The organism is Desulfatiglans parachlorophenolica (assembly GCF_055394735.1).
In genome coordinates this window covers 4,801,083-4,819,224 of record NZ_AP042460.1, presented here as the reverse complement: position 1 = coordinate 4,819,224, position 18,142 = coordinate 4,801,083, and the positions used below count along the sequence as shown (strand labels likewise).

Genomic DNA, 18,142 nt, shown 5'->3' with positions numbered 1-18,142 from the left:
TGTCCGCCCTACCCGATCTTCAAGCCGATCCGGAACGTTTCTTTTCCCTCACGCGACTTCGTGATACCCGAGAGAAACGACACATCCTTAAATATCGGAGAATCCTCCAGAAGCGTGATAAGCTCGGAGGCCGTATCCGCATAGCCCTCGATCTCGACGCTCTTCTCCGAATAGCTGAACCGCCTCAGCCAGGCCGTTTCGGGAATGAGCCGCGTCAACTCCCTCAGGATATCGAGGACCTGCGTGTCCCCCTGTTCCAGGGTATTCAGGTATTCGATTCGCGCCTCGATCCCCTCGTATTCGGCCGTAATCTCCCGGATGCGGTTTACGTCGATCTCCAACTGGCTCTGGGCCTCCTCCAGTTGCGCAAGGTATGCCTTTTCCTGGTGGTACGACCCCGCTCCCCACGCGAGAACCAGGAGAACAATCACCACCGCCAGCGCCGAAAACACGTACAAACCGGTCCGACTCGCCTTCTTGCGGTAGCGGGGCGGCAGGAGATTGATCCGGACAGGCGCCTCCCCGAGACCTCGCAATGCCAAACCGTAAGCCGGGATGAAATGGCGCGACGGCAAGCCGAGCCCATCCGGGTCAACCGGCCTCAGCTCGAAGCCGCTCATCCCCTCATCCCCTGAAAGCGCCCGAAACGCAGCTTCGTTCACGCTGATCCAGAGTGGAAGGGACCCACCGTCGGACAGACCTTCGACCCCTTTCTTCAGCCTTCGAAGACCCTCCGCCCATCCCTGAACCGCATGCGCATGGTCGGCACCGGCAGGAAACGTCCTTGAAAACGTGAGTCTGCGTCCTTCGACCAGATTCAGCTCGGCGTCGCCATCACCGGAAAAGAGAAAGGCAGCAGGCCCCCGCCCGGCCGATCCGATCTCCAGGAGACAGAAATTGGCCAGTGCGGAAGCGCTCGGTTCTATCCCGGAGAGCGGCAGGGAAGAAGACCCATCGTCCCCAAACAGCGACTCGACACTCTGAAGCCTCGCCACCGCCAGCAGGACCTTCATCTGCCCCGCCTCCCGGTCTTCCGCCACTACCTCGAAGTCGAAACAGACCTCCTCCGCAGGGAACGGAACGTATTTCTCGATCTCATATCCAATCGTCTCACGGAGATTCTCCTTGACCGCAAGCGGAAGATCGATGAACCGCACCAAGGCCCGGTCACGTCCGACTCCAACATAAATATCCGGTGCGACGATCCGGTTCTCCCGCACAAAATCCCGCAGCAGTTGATACAGATCAACCGCCCCGGCTCCCCCTGGCGTTGTTTGCTCCCCTACCGGATATACCGCATGGGCGGCGACATGCACCTTCTTGCCGGTGGAGGTCAGGTAGACCATCCTGATCTTCTCACGGCCGATATCGACGCCGACGCTGGTTCTCAATGCCAAAATTCCCCTCCTTCACGCCCCATCCGGTCCACCCGGCCCCGTGATCCTTGCCGCGCAGCCCTCTTACCGTCGCGCGCCACCGCTCCGCACCAACCAGAACACACGGTTAGCGCACCCCGTCGATCCACCGCACGACCCGATACTGCTTCGGATATCGGCTGTCGATCTCGACCAGCATCTCCACCGACTGCCTGACGCGGCTGTCCGGCAGCAGGCCAGTCGCCGTCAGCGAGTAGTATGGATTCAGGCTCAGGGTCACGAAGGGCTGGATCGCCTGATAGACATCAGGGCCCACTACGCCGACGATATCGCTTTCGGCCAGAAAATCCTGAGACTCCCTGTATTCGAGAACGGCCAAGACCAGCTCCTCTGTCATCTCCGGCAGTGCCAGCAGCATCTGCGGTGAGGCCGCGTTGATATTGATCCGATTGGCGTCCCCCGCCATCCCCCGCCGGCGGCTCCTGGATCCGGGGCTATCCGGCGACGGATAGACCGTGACCAGATCCTTCAGTCCCCCGTAAAAGAGTTCGGGTGTGACCCCCTTTACCAGTAGCAGCTCTTCGATCGAATCGAAGGGTCCGTTCTTCGCCTCGTACGCAGGGCGCTGGCTCTTATAATAGTCCGTCTCAGCCCCGTTCACGCGGTGAAAATCATCCTCATCGCGCCAGTCCTGGATGGAATCCACGATGACCTCCCGGTCCTCGTCATCCATCTCGAACCCATTGAGCATCATCATCAGGAGCTCCGCCTGGGCCTGATTCAGATTGACCTTCCCGCTTTCGTTGCCAATCATCAGCTCATACTTCGCACGCCCGAATGGCGCAGCGGGGAGGCTGACATTGATCCGCACCCGCTCGGGCTCCTCCCCCTCCTCACCGAGCAGTTCTTCCTCCACAGTGCGCACGACCTCCTGGGGCCGGAGCTCGTTTTCGATGACCATCTTCAGCCCCTGGCACAGGCCCGCTCTCGCCGCGTAATAGGCCTGCGTCTCCTCCTTGAAATTCCGGGCGATATTGAGTTCCGTGCGCATCGCGTAACAGAACTCCCCCACGATCACGGAAAGAAACATCAGAACCCACAGCACCAGGAAAAGGGCGAACCCTTCCGCTCCCGGCTTCCCTGGGAGGGACCGCTCACTCAAAGACAACCTCCGGCAGGATGGGCGCGATGACCTCGATCACCGCTTCATCCTCCCCTCTCTGCAGGGAGATCCCAATCGCCTTGGGGTAGCCCCCATATTCTCCCGCATCCCACGCATCGACCCACTCGCCGGCCGAAGCATCGCTCTCGGGGGTGAGGTAAGCGAAGCGGATGCCCTTCGCACCCCAGAGGATCCAGACCGTGTCCTTGTCTTTAATCCGGCGAAGATCCTCATAGGGCCCCATGAAGACCGTATTTTCCTCAAAAAGCCGGATGCCTGCGCTGCCTTCGTCGTCTCGCATGACATCGTACCTCACATAAACCATCCCGAACTTGTGTCCGGGCGCCAGCGCCTTGTGGGAGATGAAGGACATCGAACGCTCGTCCCCGCTGAACAGCAGCACCTGTTCGTCTTCGCGCAGGCTGGGGGGTGGAACCCGGACCCACATCGACGCGATCTGGCGCTTCATGAGGTCCAGAACGATCCGCTGCCGATCGAGGGCGTCTATATCCTTCTCGCCCTTTTCCCAGGCCCGGACCCCCAACTGGAAGGCCCCGAGGATCAGCACGATCACCACAGCCATGATGGTCATCGAGAGCATCAGCTCGAGAAGCGTAAACCCCTTCCCGCCCCTCTGCATCATGCTGCTAGCCCTCCTCCGGCAATGAAACGAGTTCGATCGGCTTGGCTGTCTCGAGTTCGAACTGCCTCTCATTCGCGCCCTCGCCCCAGAAAACCACCACACGGACGTACATGATATCGAACGGCAACTCCATAAAGGGCATCATCTCATCCGGGTTCGACTCCTCCTCCGGAATCACCAGGACCGTCTCGGCCCACCACCGGAATCCGTCGCTAAACTCCCCCTCCTCCACCCCTTCACCCAATTGGTCGACAGCCAGGATCTCCTCCATTTTTTCGCGTGCGTGAAAAACCGCCCGGTTATAGTCGGTTGCGATCCTGCTCGACCGGAGCCCCCCCGCAAAAAGCTGCATGATGGTGACGAGACAGATCGCCAACACAGCGACCGCCACCAGAATCTCCATCAGGGTGAAGCCCGCCTCCCCCCGGACGCCCCCCGTCCCCGGCTCAAAACGGCTGCGGCCATCCTGCGGCGGGCGGCGCCCCCACGGATGCGCGGCATTATGCAGCGCGCGCCGGCAACGCCGGGAACATTGGGTTTGAAAGCTTCCTGTTCGAGGAGGGGGCATCTCAATCCACTTCCTGGCTCAACTGCACCCCGCCGGTGATGAAATCCACGGCTACGCGGTAGCGCGCCTCGCGCTCGTTGACGAGGACCAGTTCGCCGCCACTGCCACCCCCACTGGGGGAAAACACGATCTCGAAAAGCCCGCTCACCTGCTCATCGTCATCCCAGACCGCCTTTTCCAAGCGTACACCCTTCGGCAGTGGATAGGTCTTCAAAATGACCCGCCCGCGCTCATCCCGCCGGACTTCGGGGCCGGCCGTATCCTCCTCCCCCTCATCCTTTGTTTCGGGCCGGGCGGCCAGGAGCGCCAAGGCGTTGTCTTCGAAAGAAAACAGCACCACATAAGGGACCCCTTCCCAACTCGCCTGGCTGCGGGCGTAACGAAGCGTCGCCGCAGTCCTTTTGGCGGCGTCCCGGAGCGCCACCCCGCTCAACCCTCCACCGGCGCGCACCCCTACAACTGCCGCCACAAGGCTGATCAGCACCAGCACCACCAACAGCTCCATAAGCGTAAAACCGGAACGGCCAATCTTTCGAAGCAGGCGGCCCCCGCCCCTCGACCCGTCTACCGGCCTCCCTTTTCGGGGCAAGCATGACGGTTCCTTTGCTTCGGCGGCAGAAATCATTCCAGTAACCACGGGCCTATCCGGACGACGGCCGCGAGAGGCTGCTCTCCACCCAGCGGCGTCCGATCCGCCCGCTCTCCGGCTGCAAAAACCCGCATTCGGCAAGGCCAAAGCCCCTGTGTGCAGTCTGCCGCAGGCACTAACCGATGTCCTTCCAGTTCACGATGTCCGTATCCGAACCCTCCCCCCCCGGACTTCCATCCGCCCCGTAGGACATGAGGTCGAAGTCGCCATGTTCGCCGGGCGACTGATAGACGTATTCGTTCCCCCAAGGGTCTTTCGGAACCTCCTTGTTCAGATAGGGCCCGTCCCAGCGCTCAACCCCGGCCGGCTTCGTCCGCAGGGCCTCGAGCCCTTCATCCGTGGCCGGATACTTTCCCGTATCGAGACGGTACGTGTCCAGGGCGGTCTCGAAAAGCGAGATCTGCGCCTTGGCCGACCGCTGCTTGGACTCGTCCACCTTACCGAACATGCGCGGCCCCACCAGGGCCGCCAAGAGGCCGATGATCACCATGACGATCAGAAGTTCGATCAGTGTAAAACCCTGTTGTTGTCTGCATCGATCTCTCATTGCATCTCCTCCGCATTCTCGCAGCATTCTCCAGCATTCCATGCCGAAGCCCGATGAACGGTTAGCCGCAATCATCAAATGACCGTAGTCGTAATCTTTCCTGTACACGGTGACGATCGACAAAACCATCGTCTATCCAAAAACAACCCACCCAAGACACACTGAAACGTGCAAGGCCTTCAGAATCGGCTCCTCCCAAAAACCCTTCCTTTGTCCCAGGAGACGCTCATTCCTTCTCCAAGACGGCCCCAAATCATGGCGGCCCGCCAACCCTGTACAGTCCAGCTTCGACCGCTCTTCAAGCTGTAGAACCCCCCGGCGCCTTTAGAACGGCATATCGTTCATGCTGAAGATCGCCATCAGCATCGAGATCACGATGAATCCCACGACGACGCCCATCAGGAGGATCATGGCCGGCTCGAGGAAGCTGACCAGCCGTTTGATCAGGTTCTTGACCACCTTCTCGTAGTTCTCCGCCACCCGCAGCAGCATATCGTCCATGCGTCCGGTCTCTTCACCGACCGTGACCATCTGGATTGCCAGGGGCGGAAAGACCTTGATGTCCCCGAGCGGCCGCGAGAGACGCTCCCCCTCCTTGACCCGCTCGTAGACCTCCAAGAGGGCCTCGCGGACAATGACATTTCCCATGATGTCGGTCGCCAACTGAAGGGCCTGCAGGATCGGGACGCCGCTCCGGGTGAGAGTTCCGAGGGTTCGGGTAAAACGGGCCACCTCGACCTTGCTCACCAGATCCCCTGTAAAGGGAAGCGTCAGTTTGAGCTGGTCCAGCCTCCGCCGGCCTTTGGGGGAGCGGGCCACCCGCCTCAAAGCGAAGGCCAACCCCACCAGCAACGCCAGCAGGATCGGCCAATAGCTGCGAAGCAGAGCGCTTACGGACAGCAGCAGTTGGGTCGGCCATGGGATCGCGCCGCCCATCTCGGAGAAGATCAGGGAAAACTTCGGGATGACGTAGGTCATCAGGATGATCAGAGACGCTCCGCCGACCAGAACGAGAAAGATCGGGTAGACCATGGCCGACTTGATGAAATCCCGCAGATCCTGAGAGCTTTCGAGGAAGATGGCCAGACGCTCCAGGACGGCCTCCAGGACGCCGCCGGCCTCCCCGGCCCGCACCATGTTGATGTAAAACCTGGAAAAGACGCGCGGGTACTTCGCAAGGGCGTCGGAGAGATAGCTTCCGCCCTGAACCGTCTTGAGGATATCCGTCACGATCTCCCGGAACCGCTCCTTTTCGACCGCCTCGATCAAAATCGACAGGGCCCGGTCTACGGGCAACCCGCCAGAGAGCAGCGCCGACAGATCCTGGGTGAACACCATGACGTCCTTGTTCGTGACCCGCTTGAAAACCGCCGACACCGAGCCGGACAGGTCCTGTCCGAACCGCCGGCCCTTGCCCCCGGTCTGGGAGACCCGGATGGGAATATACCCCATTTCCTGCAGTCGGCCGACCGCCGCCTTCTGGTCGTCCGCCTCGAGGCTCCCCTGAACGATCTTCCCCGACGGGTCGCTGGCTTTGTAGGAGTAGGCCGTCATATCACTTTTCCAGCGTCACCCTCAATACCTCGGCAATGGTCGTAATCCCCTCCTTCACCTTCATCCACCCGTCCTGGCGCAGCGTCCGCATCCCCCGTTCCATCGCGACGTCCTTGATCCGTTCCGTGCTCGCACGGGCGTTGATCTCCCGCCGGATGACATCGTTGACGGACAGGTACTCGAAAATGGCGGTCCTCCCCTTAAAACCCGTTCCGCGGCAGTGTTCGCAGCCCTTCCCGGCCATGAAGGCGATCCCTTCGATCTCGTCCGGCCCGACCCCCATCGTCCGGAGAAGCTTTTCATCCGGCGCGGCCTCTGTCTTGCAGACCGGGCAGATGATCCGGACCAGCCGCTGGGCCAGGACACCAAGGAGCGTGGAGCTCAGGAGAAAGCTCTCGACCCCCATGTCGAGCAGCCGGGTGACCGCCCCTGCGGCATCGTTGGTGTGGAGGGTGCTGAAGAGAAGATGCCCCGTCAGAGCCGACTGGATGGCGATATCCGCGGTCTCTTTGTCGCGGATCTCGCCGACGAGGATGATGTCCGGGTCCTGACGCACGATGGAGCGCAGCCCCCTCGCAAACGTCATCCCGATCTTGGAGTTCACCTGGATCTGATTCACACCCGCAAGCTGATACTCCACCGGCTCCTCGAGCGTGATGATCTTGTTTTCGGGCGCGTTGATCTTCGCAAGGGTCGTGTAGAGGGTGGAGGTCTTGCCGCTCCCCGTCGGTCCCGTCACCAGGATCATCCCGTAGGGCTGTACGATGAGCGTTTCCCACTGCTCCAGGATGTCGTTCGGAAAGCCGATCTTCCGGAGATCCAGGATCAGCGTATCACGGTCGAGGATCCGCATGACCAGGCTTTCGCCGAAAAGGGTGGGGATCGTCGATACGCGGAAATCGATCTCCTTGTCCGCGATCTTGAGCTTGATCCGGCCGTCCTGAGGCAGGCGCCTTTCGGCGATATCGAGTTTCGCCATGAGCTTGACGCGCGAGATGACGGCGGCCTGAAGCCGGCGGGGCGGCGATTCTACGTCGTGCAGCACCCCGTCGATCCGGTACCGGACCTTGAACTCCTTTTCGAACGGCTCGAAATGGATGTCGCTCGCCTTCAACTCCACGGCATTCAGGATGAGGCGGTTTACCAGACGGATGATCGGCGCCTCGGCGGCGAGATCGCGGAGATGGTCCGCGTCTTCTTCCATGCCGACCGACAGCTCGTAGATATCCTTGCCCGCCTCCTCGATGATGGTTTCGATCGATTGGCTTCCAGCCCCGTAAAGCCGCTCGATGACATCGTTGATATCCTCGTCGCGGCCCTGCAGCACCTCGATCTCCAAACCGGAGGCCAAACGCAGGGCATCGACGGTGTAGAAATCATCCGGGTCCGACATCGCCACCTGGAGCGTACCCCCGTTCAGGGCCACCGGAACGAACCGGCTTTGCCGCATAAACTTTACAGAAAGATGATCGAGAACGATCGGCTCTTTTGGATAGTCCTGATACGATATCTGCATGTCAACGCTTTCCCTGGATCCCCGCCACCATCGCAACAGCCGTCTATTTATCGGATGCGCTGCGCCGAAAAGCGGGTCTGAAGCGGTGCCGCGCCAATCCTCCGACGAATTATTCTACTTGAAAGATTCTCGGACATGCAAGTCTTACCATGAGGAAAAAACATTACTTTTTTGAAAGGTTTACACTTAATGAACAGCCCCCCCTGCGCCCTCTCGCATAGCGACCTTGAGGCGAACCAGGGCCCTCCGCCGCCACGCTGCCCATCACCTTCAGTAACGGCTCGAAATAAATCATCATAAAACGGAGCAACAAAGGATTGGGATACAGGTGTACCCGTGCCCCATCGAACAAGGAACGACGTCCGGCGAGCCCTCGGAAGCAGCAAGGCGAAGCCGCCCGAAGCCGGCGGGGGGAAGGTCCGGTTCCAGGCCCGGCCCGTCAAGCCTTGAAGTAATCGATCACCCCCTGAATGATGGCATCCAGGTCCCGCGTCGGCTCGAAGCCGATCAGGTCACGGACCTTCCCGATGTTCGGACAGCGCCTCTCCATGTCCTCGAACCCGGGACCGTAGGCCTTTTCATACGGGATGTGCTCGATCTCCGAGGGACTCCCGGTCATCTCCTTCACCCGCGCGGCGAGTTCGTTGATGCTGACCTCGTGGTCGTTCCCCACGTTGAAGACATCCCCCTCCGCCCTGGGTTCGGCCATGAGCCGCGTGATGGCTCCCACGACATCTTTGACATCCGTAAAGCTGCGGGTCTGTTCCCCGGTGCCGTAGACGGTGATCGGCTTTCCGAGAAGGGCGCTCTGCACGAAATTCGGGAGCACCATCCCGTACTGTCCGGTCTGGCGCGGCCCCACCGTATTGAACAGCCTCCCGATGACCACCGGCAGTTTTTTCTCGTCGAAATAGGCAAGCGCCAGGAATTCGTCCAGGGTCTTGGAGCAGGCATAGGCCCAGCGCCTTTTTTTCACCGACCCCATCACCCGGTTGTTGTCCTCGGCAAGGTCATGCTCCACATGCTTTCCGTAGATCTCCGAGGTCGAGGCGATGAAGACCTTTTTCTTGAAGCGGTTGGCCAGGCGCAGAACCGTCTCGGTCCCTTTGACGTTGGTGTCGAGGGTCTCGACAGGATGGTCCATGATGTTCCGGACCCCCACCGCCGCCGCTAAATGGTAGATGTGGTCCACCTTGAAGACAAGCTCGTTCATGACCGATTCATTCAGGATGGTTTCCACCACGAGGTGGCACCGCTTGTCCCCCTGAACCCCGGAGAGGTTCGAAAGACGCCCCGTCCAGAGATTGTCGATGATGAACACCTCATCCCCCTGGGCCAGCAGGTGCTCAGCCAGGTGGGACCCGATAAAACCGGCGCCGCCGGTGATCAATACTTTCATGTTCACATTCCCTTTCTTGGTGCATCCATTACCCGATCAAACCATGCTCGGAAACCTTTTCGAGGGCCCAGTCATCGATCTCGACGGCAAGGGACCGCTGCAGGAGTTCGATCGAGACGACCACCTTGCCTTTGCCCCGAGGCCTTATGTAAAAGCCCACCAAACCCTTGAACGGACCTTCCATGATCATGACCCGATCGCCCTTGCGCATGTAGGCCCGGTTCTGAACGGTTCGATCGGTTCCATCCAGGATCATCAACGAGGCGATCTCCTCTTCCCTGGCAGGTACCGCCCTGCCCTTGAAACCGATTATGCGAACCACGCCTACGGTCCTCAGGATGTGATGGTATTCGGCAGGGTCCAGGTCGGTGCGGACAAAAACATACCCGGGGATAAGCGGGACCAGGAGCTTCTTGCGCCGGTCCCTGCGCCGGCTCATAACCTGCATCTGTGGAAGAAACGCCTCGTGCCCCTTCCCGGTCAGGCCATCGAAGACCTTCTTTTCGAAGTGGCTGCGGGTGTGCAGCGCATACCATTGCTTTACGGCTTCTTCCATTCCGAGAATCTTGATGACCCATGTTTTAAGGTTTTACGTTTTAAGTTCGTCTCCATCCGGAAATGATTTCGCGGTACAACCCGGTTTCCAATCCGGAAATGGTCTTTTTGGCCAATCTCGGCGTCAATCTGCACGTTTGCTTGTGCGGCGACCTGTAGGTCGCCTCCGCACAAACGCTGGATTTCCTTGATATTGGCCAAAAAGACCATTTCCGGATTGGAAACTTTGCCGCGCCGGATGCTCTTTTCCGGATGGAAACCGGGTCGCTGCACAGACTGCCGCGCAGCTTGACGTCGGGATTTGCCCAAGAAAATCCTTTCCGGATGGAAACCAGACAAGATGATCTTGAACGAAACACACTGTATTTTAACAAGGATAGGCACATAATAATCATTCTTAAACCTTGAAACATAAAACGTTAAACTTACCTTTAAAATCTATTTCTTGACAATAATAATAATATCTGCGATCAATAAAATCTTATTTAGATAGTTCAAGGAAAAGGGAGGCCGTTGAACGATGGAATGCCAACAGGAGAAAAACCTGGAGCGCTGCAACTGCACCTACGAACCCTGTTCACGCAAGGGCATCTGCTGCCAGTGCATCGCCTATCACCTGAAGATGCGGCAGCTTCCGGGCTGCTGCTTCCCAAAGGGTGCCGAAGCCACCTACGACCGCTCTTTCGAGCACTTCGCGCGCCTGGTTCAGAAGGGCGCCCTCTGAAAAAAAGCCGTCCCCTTTCGAAGACGGCTTCCGTACGTTTTGATGGCTGGTCGGGACGACTGGATTTGAACCAGCGACCCCCGCGTCCCGAACGCGGTGCTCTACCAGACTGAGCCACGTCCCGACTCATCTTTTTATATATACGCTATCCTTTTTCGAGAGGCAAGCCTAATTTAAACGCCACGATCCGCATGAAGTTATCCATGATCCTGGCGGTAGCCCCCCAGATGACATCGCCCCCGTAGGCATAGCCCCGCGTGCGGTAGACGGCCCCTTCAGACTCGACCGAGTCGCAGCGGTAGCCGGTCTGGGCCGGGTGGAAAACCTCGAGGGGCACTTTGACCAGCGCCTCCACCTCCTGAGGGTTGAGGCGAAAGGGGTAGGAAGGAGGCACCAACCCAACGAACGGGTGCACCACAAATCTCGAAACCAGCGTAAGCGTATCGTCCATCCGGCCGAGAAGTTCGACGTCCTCCGGGTGAAGGCCGATCTCTTCATACGCCTCTCGAAGGGCCGTTCGGCAGGCACTGCCGTCCTGAGCCTCGAATTTTCCCCCCGGAAAAGAGATCTGCCCCTTGTGGTATGCGACAAGCTGGGTCCTGCGGGTCAGGATCACCGCAAGACCGCCTTCCTCTTCCACGAGCGGGATCAACACCCCGGCTCTCCGGTGCGTTTCGCGCGCATCGCGAAGCCTGAGGGGCTCCCGCCCCTGCAGAAGCGACCGGATCGTCCCGGACAAACCGCTCGTGGAGGGCGCACCCGCCACAATTTCTACTCGGGGAACGGCTCCCGGATTACATTGCCTCTCTGCCGCGCCTGATTTGCTCATAATCCCCGCGTCACCCCGTACACCTCAAAATAGGCGTCGAACCCCGCCTTCGTGGCTGCATCCATGGGCTGCCGCTCCCCGTCTATCCTGAGCGGGATGCCGCTCTCGTAAAGATAGGCGACAATCTCACGGATACCGGCGACGGCATGAACCGCCACACCGGTCCCTGCCTCGAATTCGGCGATGGCATCCCCTCCCCGGCGCCCCTCGACCACACGGCCCGCGGCGTCGTAAACCGCCGTGGTCTGCTCGCGGTCGACGGCGATGCCCACCCCGCTCACATGGCAGGTGATCCCGCGCGCCTTTGCCTCGTTTGCGATCTTTTCAAGGAGTTCGATCTTCGTCCCCATGGAGGTTGCGACATCGTCCACCACAAAGATTCGGCAACCGTCGAAGAGCGTCTGGTTGACCAGCAGGCTTTTCACCTTAGAGGCCTCCCCATGGGTCTTGGCCTCCTTGCGGTCGTATTCGAAAGGCAGATCGCGACCGTAATCCTGCCACAGGGCGATGCTGGTAGCCAAAGCAATGGCACTCCCCTTGTAGGACGGCCCCAGGATGATATCCACCTGGCTGCTCAGGCCTTTGTCCATCATCATCTGCGCGAAAAACCGCCCCATACCGAGCACAAGCCGTCCGGTATTGAAACGCGCCATGTTCACGAAATAAGGCGTGGGGCGCCCATCCTTCAGGACCAGACCCCGCTCAAAAAAAATAGCCCCGGTCTCTGCGAGCAACCGGGTCAATTCTTCCTTGTAGACTTCCATACATCTATCATAAGCAATCTTGGGGTCTTCTTCAACCGCAATCTTTGGATTCCGCCGCCCTGTCAGCCCATCCACCGCAACAGACCTTTACTATGTCCGAATCCGCCTCCCGGGCAGCCCAAGGCCGCTCATGCACAAAAGAACCGGCTCGCCGACCGACGTCGCAACGCCCGAGAACCCTTCTTCGTCGACCTCTGTCTTTCTTATAGGGGTTGAAAGGGGCATAATGCATCCACCACACCCCCGGGACATCGCGACGAAGGCGAACGAATTTCCGGCAAAGATTCGTTCATATCCTGATAGAATCGTCCGCTTCAGTAGAATTTCTCGAACAGGCACAAGGCGGCGGTTTTCTATAAACAGCACCGAACAGGGTCAGAGGCTCTGGATGGCCTTGAGGGCCTTGGGGATCAGTTTGCGGACGAAGGCTTCGCGGTCGAAGGTGCTCAGGCGCCTGTACTCGTCGTAGCCGGGATGGCCGGCGCTCAGGCGCGGGATCTCGGCCTGCAGGCCGGGAGCTACCCGGTCGAACTGCAGGACCATTTCCACCAGAGGGTAATCCTCGCCCGGGTAGGCCTCGATCCAGCCGAGGCGTTTCATGCATTCGAACCGGATCCGATCGAGGATGAAGAGATACTGGTCGATGACATCCATCTTGTTCTTGGGCGACAGATCGGCGAACTCGAAGCCCGACCCCATCCCCTGCAGGGTCATGATCAGCTCATAGATGTAAAATGTCCCCTTTTCCTTTCCTTGGGCAAGAAAGGTCAGGGTCTGCAGGGAAAGGCCGGACAGGCAGGTCGCCACACCGAAGTCCTCTCCGAACCGGGCCCCCCAGTTGCGGTAAGCCCGTTTGACGATTAGCGCCTGGCGCTTTTCAGACAGATCGATGACTACGGACATGGTCTTCTTCGTCTTCCATCCCACCGGACGGACGCGCCTGGACATCGGCCTTCCAGCGGGCACCGTTTGAAAAGACGCTCGGCCCATCGCCGTCCACCGCATCCAGAGTCATGACCGGTGCCCTCTTCAACGGTTCATGCAAGCTTTGACAAACCCATAAAAAAGCGGCGCCGGCCGCTCCATGCGTGAGGTCAGCTCGGGGTGCGCCTGGGTCGCCGCAAAGAACCGGAGTTGGGGCAGCTCGATAAATTCCACGAGCCGCCCGTCCCGCGACATGCCCGAAAAGACCATCCCGTTCTCGGCGATCCGCTGATGGTAGTCGGGGTTGACCTCATAGCGGTGGCGGTGGCGCTCCGAGACCTCGACGGCGTCATAGAGCCCTCTCACCAGGGTACCCTCCTGCAGGACCGCCGGATAGGCTCCGAGTCTCATCGTCCCGCCTTTGTCCTTCACCGTGCGCTGCTCGGGCAGGATATCGATCACCGGATGGGGGGTATCCGGGTCCATCTCGGTCGAATTGGCACCCTTGAGGCCGCAGACATTCCGCGCAAATTCGATCACGGCAAGCTGCAGCCCCAGGCAGAGTCCCAGGAAGGGGATATCCCGCTCCCGCGCCATACGGATAATCTCGATCTTCCCCTCGGTCCCCCTCACCCCGAACCCGCCCGGCACGACAATCCCGTCCACCCCTTCCAGTACGTCCGATTCATCGAGGTTCTCGAGGCCGGTCGTCTCCACCCACCTCAGATTGACCTTGCATCGAAGGTGTGCCGAACAGTGGTTGAAGGCCTCGATGATGGACGCATAGGAATCCTCGAGCTTCGTATATTTCCCGCACATGGCGACCGTTACGGCGTATTCGGGGTTGCGGATGTTATCGATATACTGCCGCCACTTGCGGAGGTCCGGGGGGCTGTAGATATGGAGCTTCTTGTGGATAATCTCCGGGAGGCCTTCCTGCTCGAAGATCAGGGGGATCTCGTAGATGTCCTCCACGTCGAGGCCGGTGATGACCGCGTTCGCGTGGACATCGCAGAAGCTCGCGATCTTGGACTTGATCTCCCGGGTAAGGAACTCCGAGCATCGCCCGATAATGATGTCCGGAAAGATGCCGCGCTGCTTGAGCAGATTTACGCTCTGCTGCGTCGGCTTGGATTTCTGCTCGTTGACCCCGTAGGGAATGGGCACATAGGTCAGGTGGAGATACAGGATGTTTTCGCGGCCCACATCCTCCTTCATCTGCCGCATCGATTCCAGGAAAAGCTCGTTTTCTATGTCTCCTACGGTTCCCCCGATCTCGACGATGACCAGGTCCGGATGCTCTTCCCCTGCGATTTCGAAGATGTGCTGCTTGATGATGTCCGTCACATGCGGGATATACTGGACGGTCTTCCCCAGGTAGTCCCCCCGCCGCTCCTTCTGGCGCACCATGTCGAAAACCTTGCCCATGGTGAGGTTCCACTTGGACTTACAGTTGACGCCCAGAAACCGTTCGTAATGCCCAAAATCCATGTCCACCTCACCCCCGTCCTCCAGCACGAAGACCTCGCCGTGCTCGAACGGGTTCATGGTGCCCGGGTCCACGTTCAGGTACCCGTCACACTTGATGGGGATGATCTTGAGCCTCGAAGAGAGCAGATGACCGATGGACGCTGCAGCGATCCCCTTGCCTAGGCCGGAAAGGACACCGCCCGTGACGATGATGTATTTCGTGGGCATAATGAAGAAAACCTTATCGGCGGGGTAACCGTGTTTCCGGCAGGGCGCCGAAGGGCTTGCCGCCTCATCCCTTCGGGACCCGGGGGGTCGAACCGCCTTCCAAAGCGATGGACCACGCACCGCGGAATCCGCCGCCTCGCAGCTCGAATGTTCAGGCGATCAACGCCTCACCGGAATTCAAAATGCGACGCAAAACGCACGCGTTCGGGCCAGCGGAGCGACGCCGCACAGGCAGACCGGTTCCCATCCGGAAGGCGGCTTATTCTCCGCCGGCTTCGCCCGCTCAGTCTCATACCTGCGGAACAGATCCCGGTTTGTCCGATCCCGGCGTCAATCTGCACGGCCGCCTGCCTGTGCATCGGCCTGCAGGCCGCCTCTGCGCAAACGCTCGATTTCCAGGATATTGGCCAAAAATGATCGTTTTCGGGTTGGAAGGTTGTCCATACCCGACACTCGGCATTTCGGGACTGGACACAACCTCACAGCCGGGGCCGACCAGTCTCGCGGGAAGCCCGAACGCCTCTCAGAAGGGAAACTAACCGCCCCCAACCCATTAGTCAAGCCCAATTCCGGGCGAGCCATCGGCGGCGGAATCATCCGTTCGTCGGGATTGCGCTTGACCACCCGGGCAAAAGGGTTAGAATAGAAGACTTTCCATCTTACAGGGATAGCAGGTAAACCCCATGCTCGAACCGATCATCGCCATCGTGGGACGCCCGAACGTCGGCAAATCCACCCTCTTCAACCGCATCTCGCGTTCACGCGATGCCCTGGTCGACAACCGTCCGGGCGTAACCCGCGATCGCATTCATACGTCGGTCGTTTACGACGGCGTCCGTTTCACGCTGGTCGACACCGGCGGTTATGACGATCTCGGGCAGGATCCCCTTCTCGATCAGGTCCGGCGCCAGGTGGACCGGGCGATGGAGGAGGCCGACCGTGTCATCCTCGTGGTGGACGGCCGCCAAGGCATGCTGCCCGGCGACAGCGAGATGGCGCAGACGCTTCGCCGGAGCCGGAAACCGTTTTTTGTCGCGGTCAACAAGATCGACGGTCCGGAGCACGAGCACCTCTCGAACGAGTTTTTCGGCCTCGGGGTGGAGCAGGTTTACCCGGTTTCGGCCGCCCACGGCTACGGCGTGCGAACACTGATGGATGCCATCACGAGCGGTCTGCCCTCAGAAGAAGCGCCTCCCCCAGACCAACAGGAAGGCGGCCCCATCCGCGTGGCCGTCCTGGGGAAACCCAACGTCGGCAAATCCTCTCTCATCAACCGCATTTTGGGATCCGAGCGTATGGTGGTGAGCGATCTTCCCGGCACCACCCGCGACGCGGTCGACACCCCGTTTTCGCTCCAAGGCAGGAATTATGTCCTGATCGATACAGCAGGCATCCGCAGAAAGGCCCGCGTCAAGGAAAAGATCGAAAAATTCTCGATGATCAAGTCGTTGAAGCGCCTCGAACAATGCCACATCGCGGTGCTCATGCTGGATGCCTTCGAGGGCGCCGCCGAACAGGACGCGCGCATCTGCGGATACGCCCTCGAAAAGGGGAGAGGCCTTGTCCTGGTCATCAACAAATGGGACCTGGTCAAAGGAGACCGGTCGAAGCAGACGGATCTCAAGCGGACCCTCGACCGCGAGCTGTCCTTCGTGTCTTTCGCGCCCCGGATCCACCTCTCGGCCCTGACCGGGGAGCACGTGATGAAGGTCTTCCGTGAAGTAGACCTCGTCTACAGCCAGTTCGCGGCTTCTTTCGGCACCGGCGCGGTCAACGCAGCCCTTCAGGATGTGGCCGGGCAGCATCCCCCGCCGCGCATCGGACACGGGCGTGTGCGATTCTTCTACGCTACGCAGGTCGGGAGGCGCCCCCCTGCCTTTGTGGTCTTCGTAAACCGCCCGGACAAGATCACCGCCGCCTATGAGCGCTTTCTCCTGAACGGCCTCCGTGAACGGCTCGGCCTCCAAAAGACCCCCATCCGGCTCTTTTTCAGGCGGAAGTGACAGCCGGCGGTCCGGTTCACCCGGCATCCCGCGTCCCGGCGATGCAGTCGAGGAGCGTCTTCCTGAGCCGCTCCCTGACATCGCCCGGCATGGCCTCGCAGGGAACCTTCCGGCAGATGGCGATGGTTTTTTTGAGCGATTCGACGCAGGCCCTGCAAGGCGGGCATTCCTCGAGATGGGCCTCGATCGCCCGGCAGGTCTCCGGGGTCAACTCGCCGTCCAGATATTCCGAGACCCGCTCGAAGTATTTCCGGCATTCCTCGCTCATTGGGCACCCTCCTCCCAGCCGTCCTCGGCAATCGCCTGACGCAGGAACAGCCGTGCGCGATGCAGCCGCGTCTTCACCAGCTGCGTCGAAATCCCCATGATATCCGCCGCCTCCTCCGTGCTGAACCCCTCGATATCGCGTAGATTGAACACCATCCTGTATTTCGGCGGCAGGGCTGCGATGGCCTTTTCGATGCGCTCCTTCAGTTCGGCGCGGATCAGACGATCGGACGGGTCGTCGGACCAGTCGGGGATGTCGTAGGCCGCCGGACCGTCCTCGCTCGGCATCAGGGCATCGAGAGAAAGCTCCCGGTCGGGCTCGCATTTCCTTTTCCGCCGCTTTTTCATGCAGGCCCTGGCGGCAATCTTGAAAAGCCAGTTCCGGAGCTTGGTCTCTCCACGAAAACCGTCCAGGTACCGAAAGGCGCTGAGGAAGGTCTCCTGGGTGATATCCTCCGCATCCTCGGGCTGCCGGCACATCTTCAGGCCGAAATTGAACAGACGGTCTGCGTACCGCCTAACGATCTCGTCCATGGCCTCGGGCGCCCCTTCTTTGAACCGCCCTACCAGATCGCTGTCCGAAGCATCCCGAAGCTGAATTTCCATACGCCGCACCAAATTAGTCTTGCATCATCGCGGGGATTTTCTTAACCTGAAAGAGATTCTTAACAAAAAGACCAGGGCATTTCAAACGAAATGAAGCGGGGACGCCCTTGGTCGAAGGGCGCACGTCCGGGACAGACGCACCGGAACTCCCCGTATCCGCCCGGTAGTTTCCATCCGGAAATGGTCTTTTTTGCCAATCTCGGCGTCAATCTGCACGTTTGCTTGCGCGGAGGCGACCTGCTGGTCGCCGCACAAACGCTTGATTTTCTTGATATTGGCAAACCGGGACCCGCCGCCAAGCGGTGGGACTGAGCACCCGAAGGGTGTGAAGAAAAAATCCTCATTTCCGGACTGGAAA

General features: G+C 59.8%; 20 protein-coding genes and 1 tRNA gene. 3 read left to right on the top strand and 18 right to left on the bottom strand.

Going from position 1 to position 18,142, the window contains the following annotated elements:
- Positions 1 to 8: 8 nt before the first annotated feature.
- The 10 genes from ACZ500_RS22355 to nusG form a co-directional block, all read right to left on the bottom strand.
- Complete coding sequence (locus tag ACZ500_RS22355; RefSeq protein ID WP_464229628.1) at positions 9 to 1,397, bottom strand: PilN domain-containing protein; 1,389 nt, start codon at positions 1,395 to 1,397, stop codon at positions 9 to 11.
- A 106-nt stretch (positions 1,398 to 1,503) separates the two neighbouring features.
- Entirely contained in the window at positions 1,504 to 2,538 is a 1,035-nt protein-coding gene (locus ACZ500_RS22350) for a type II secretion system minor pseudopilin (RefSeq protein ID WP_464229627.1), read from the bottom strand.
- Complete coding sequence (locus tag ACZ500_RS22345; RefSeq protein WP_464229626.1) at positions 2,531 to 3,181, bottom strand: PulJ/GspJ family protein; 651 nt, start codon at positions 3,179 to 3,181, stop codon at positions 2,531 to 2,533. Before ACZ500_RS22345 ends, ACZ500_RS22350 begins: the two co-directional genes overlap by 8 nt.
- Positions 3,182 to 3,185: 4 nt before the next feature.
- Entirely contained in the window at positions 3,186 to 3,584 is a 399-nt protein-coding gene (locus ACZ500_RS22340) for a type IV pilus modification PilV family protein (protein WP_464229625.1), read from the bottom strand.
- Positions 3,585 to 3,750: 166 nt separating this feature from the next.
- A complete protein-coding gene (locus ACZ500_RS22335; protein ID WP_464229624.1) occupies positions 3,751 to 4,254 on the bottom strand; it encodes a GspH/FimT family pseudopilin in 504 nt (167 codons plus the stop codon).
- A gap of 259 nt (positions 4,255 to 4,513) precedes the next feature.
- The gene (gene gspG / locus ACZ500_RS22330; protein ID WP_464229623.1) at positions 4,514 to 4,945 is read right to left on the bottom strand and encodes a type II secretion system major pseudopilin GspG; all 432 of its coding nucleotides are present in this window, start codon (positions 4,943 to 4,945) and stop codon (positions 4,514 to 4,516) included.
- A gap of 324 nt (positions 4,946 to 5,269) precedes the next feature.
- Positions 5,270 to 6,499: a type II secretion system F family protein gene (locus tag ACZ500_RS22325; RefSeq protein WP_464229622.1), complete on the bottom strand. Its 1,230-nt coding sequence runs from the start codon at positions 6,497 to 6,499 to the stop codon at positions 5,270 to 5,272.
- A 1-nt stretch (position 6,500) separates the two neighbouring features.
- On the bottom strand, positions 6,501 to 8,015 hold the full coding sequence (gspE, locus tag ACZ500_RS22320; RefSeq protein WP_464229621.1) for a type II secretion system ATPase GspE: 1,515 nt from the start codon (positions 8,013 to 8,015) through the stop codon (positions 6,501 to 6,503).
- 439 nt (positions 8,016 to 8,454) lie between these two features.
- A complete protein-coding gene (locus ACZ500_RS22315) occupies positions 8,455 to 9,414 on the bottom strand; it encodes a GDP-mannose 4,6-dehydratase (protein ID WP_464229620.1) in 960 nt (319 codons plus the stop codon).
- Positions 9,415 to 9,442: 28 nt separating this feature from the next.
- Positions 9,443 to 9,970: a transcription termination/antitermination protein NusG gene (gene nusG, locus ACZ500_RS22310; RefSeq protein WP_464229619.1), complete on the bottom strand. Its 528-nt coding sequence runs from the start codon at positions 9,968 to 9,970 to the stop codon at positions 9,443 to 9,445.
- 519 nt (positions 9,971 to 10,489) lie between these two features.
- On the opposite strand from nusG, the gene ACZ500_RS22305 reads away from it, so the two are divergent.
- A complete protein-coding gene (locus ACZ500_RS22305; protein WP_464229618.1) occupies positions 10,490 to 10,693 on the top strand; it encodes a DUF6485 family protein in 204 nt (67 codons plus the stop codon).
- 47 nt (positions 10,694 to 10,740) lie between these two features.
- Here the strand turns inward: ACZ500_RS22305 and ACZ500_RS22300 are convergent.
- The 6 genes from ACZ500_RS22300 to pyrG all read right to left on the bottom strand — a co-directional run bounded on the left by ACZ500_RS22300 (position 10,741) and on the right by pyrG (position 14,908).
- Positions 10,741 to 10,817: transfer RNA gene (locus tag ACZ500_RS22300), tRNA-Pro, on the bottom strand.
- Between the two features lie 21 nt (positions 10,818 to 10,838).
- Positions 10,839 to 11,522: an NUDIX hydrolase gene (locus tag ACZ500_RS22295; protein WP_464229617.1), complete on the bottom strand. Its 684-nt coding sequence runs from the start codon at positions 11,520 to 11,522 to the stop codon at positions 10,839 to 10,841.
- A complete protein-coding gene (locus tag ACZ500_RS22290) occupies positions 11,519 to 12,286 on the bottom strand; it encodes an orotate phosphoribosyltransferase (RefSeq protein ID WP_464229616.1) in 768 nt (255 codons plus the stop codon). The genes ACZ500_RS22295 and ACZ500_RS22290 overlap by 4 nt, the downstream gene beginning before the upstream one ends.
- A gap of 375 nt (positions 12,287 to 12,661) precedes the next feature.
- Positions 12,662 to 13,189: a hypothetical protein gene (locus ACZ500_RS22285; protein ID WP_464229615.1), complete on the bottom strand. Its 528-nt coding sequence runs from the start codon at positions 13,187 to 13,189 to the stop codon at positions 12,662 to 12,664.
- Positions 13,164 to 13,301 carry a hypothetical protein gene (locus ACZ500_RS22280; RefSeq protein WP_464229614.1) on the bottom strand — a complete coding sequence of 46 codons (138 nt, stop codon included), beginning with the start codon at positions 13,299 to 13,301 and terminating at the stop codon, positions 13,164 to 13,166. The genes ACZ500_RS22285 and ACZ500_RS22280 overlap by 26 nt, the downstream gene beginning before the upstream one ends.
- Positions 13,302 to 13,315: 14 nt before the next feature.
- A complete protein-coding gene (gene pyrG / locus ACZ500_RS22275) occupies positions 13,316 to 14,908 on the bottom strand; it encodes a glutamine hydrolyzing CTP synthase (RefSeq protein ID WP_464229613.1) in 1,593 nt (530 codons plus the stop codon).
- Positions 14,909 to 15,591: 683 nt separating this feature from the next.
- On the opposite strand from pyrG, the gene der reads away from it, so the two are divergent.
- Entirely contained in the window at positions 15,592 to 16,911 is a 1,320-nt protein-coding gene (gene der, locus ACZ500_RS22270; RefSeq protein ID WP_464229612.1) for a ribosome biogenesis GTPase Der, read from the top strand.
- A 16-nt stretch (positions 16,912 to 16,927) separates the two neighbouring features.
- Here the strand turns inward: der and ACZ500_RS22265 are convergent, their stop codons facing one another.
- Both ACZ500_RS22265 and ACZ500_RS22260 read right to left on the bottom strand, forming a co-directional pair.
- Positions 16,928 to 17,179 carry an anti-sigma factor family protein gene (locus ACZ500_RS22265; RefSeq protein WP_464229611.1) on the bottom strand — a complete coding sequence of 84 codons (252 nt, stop codon included), beginning with the start codon at positions 17,177 to 17,179 and terminating at the stop codon, positions 16,928 to 16,930.
- Positions 17,176 to 17,784 carry an RNA polymerase sigma factor gene (locus tag ACZ500_RS22260; protein WP_464229610.1) on the bottom strand — a complete coding sequence of 203 codons (609 nt, stop codon included), beginning with the start codon at positions 17,782 to 17,784 and terminating at the stop codon, positions 17,176 to 17,178. Before ACZ500_RS22260 ends, ACZ500_RS22265 begins: the two co-directional genes overlap by 4 nt.
- A gap of 180 nt (positions 17,785 to 17,964) precedes the next feature.
- On the opposite strand from ACZ500_RS22260, the gene ACZ500_RS22255 reads away from it, so the two are divergent.
- The gene (locus ACZ500_RS22255) at positions 17,965 to 18,096 is read left to right on the top strand and encodes a hypothetical protein (RefSeq protein ID WP_464229609.1); all 132 of its coding nucleotides are present in this window, start codon (positions 17,965 to 17,967) and stop codon (positions 18,094 to 18,096) included.
- Positions 18,097 to 18,142 lie beyond the last annotated feature (46 nt).

Bases quoted from the DNA above. Each gene is read 5' to 3' on its own strand.
- ACZ500_RS22345 (WP_464229626.1), bottom strand. From the start codon at position 3,181: ATGATGCAGAGGGGCGGGAAGGGGTTTACGCTTCTCGAGCTGATGCTC.
- ACZ500_RS22340 (WP_464229625.1), bottom strand. From the start codon at position 3,584: ATGGAGATTCTGGTGGCGGTCGCTGTGTTGGCGATCTGTCTCGTCACC.
- ACZ500_RS22335 (WP_464229624.1), bottom strand. From the start codon at position 4,254: ATGGAGCTGTTGGTGGTGCTGGTGCTGATCAGCCTTGTGGCGGCAGTT.
- gspG (WP_464229623.1), bottom strand. From the start codon at position 4,945: ATGAGAGATCGATGCAGACAACAACAGGGTTTTACACTGATCGAACTT.
- ACZ500_RS22325 (WP_464229622.1), bottom strand. From the start codon at position 6,499: ATGACGGCCTACTCCTACAAAGCCAGCGACCCGTCGGGGAAGATCGTT.
- gspE (WP_464229621.1), bottom strand. From the start codon at position 8,015: ATGCAGATATCGTATCAGGACTATCCAAAAGAGCCGATCGTTCTCGAT.
- ACZ500_RS22315 (WP_464229620.1), bottom strand. From the start codon at position 9,414: ATGAAAGTATTGATCACCGGCGGCGCCGGTTTTATCGGGTCCCACCTG.
- nusG (WP_464229619.1), bottom strand. From the start codon at position 9,970: ATGGAAGAAGCCGTAAAGCAATGGTATGCGCTGCACACCCGCAGCCAC.
- ACZ500_RS22305 (WP_464229618.1), top strand. From the start codon at position 10,490: ATGGAATGCCAACAGGAGAAAAACCTGGAGCGCTGCAACTGCACCTAC.
- ACZ500_RS22295 (WP_464229617.1), bottom strand. From the start codon at position 11,522: ATGAGCAAATCAGGCGCGGCAGAGAGGCAATGTAATCCGGGAGCCGTT.
- ACZ500_RS22290 (WP_464229616.1), bottom strand. From the start codon at position 12,286: ATGGAAGTCTACAAGGAAGAATTGACCCGGTTGCTCGCAGAGACCGGG.
- ACZ500_RS22285 (WP_464229615.1), bottom strand. From the start codon at position 13,189: ATGTCCGTAGTCATCGATCTGTCTGAAAAGCGCCAGGCGCTAATCGTC.
- ACZ500_RS22280 (WP_464229614.1), bottom strand. From the start codon at position 13,301: ATGACTCTGGATGCGGTGGACGGCGATGGGCCGAGCGTCTTTTCAAAC.
- pyrG (WP_464229613.1), bottom strand. From the start codon at position 14,908: ATGCCCACGAAATACATCATCGTCACGGGCGGTGTCCTTTCCGGCCTA.
- der (WP_464229612.1), top strand. From the start codon at position 15,592: ATGCTCGAACCGATCATCGCCATCGTGGGACGCCCGAACGTCGGCAAA.
- ACZ500_RS22265 (WP_464229611.1), bottom strand. From the start codon at position 17,179: ATGAGCGAGGAATGCCGGAAATACTTCGAGCGGGTCTCGGAATATCTG.
- ACZ500_RS22260 (WP_464229610.1), bottom strand. From the start codon at position 17,784: ATGGAAATTCAGCTTCGGGATGCTTCGGACAGCGATCTGGTAGGGCGG.
- ACZ500_RS22255 (WP_464229609.1), top strand. From the start codon at position 17,965: ATGGTCTTTTTTGCCAATCTCGGCGTCAATCTGCACGTTTGCTTGCGC.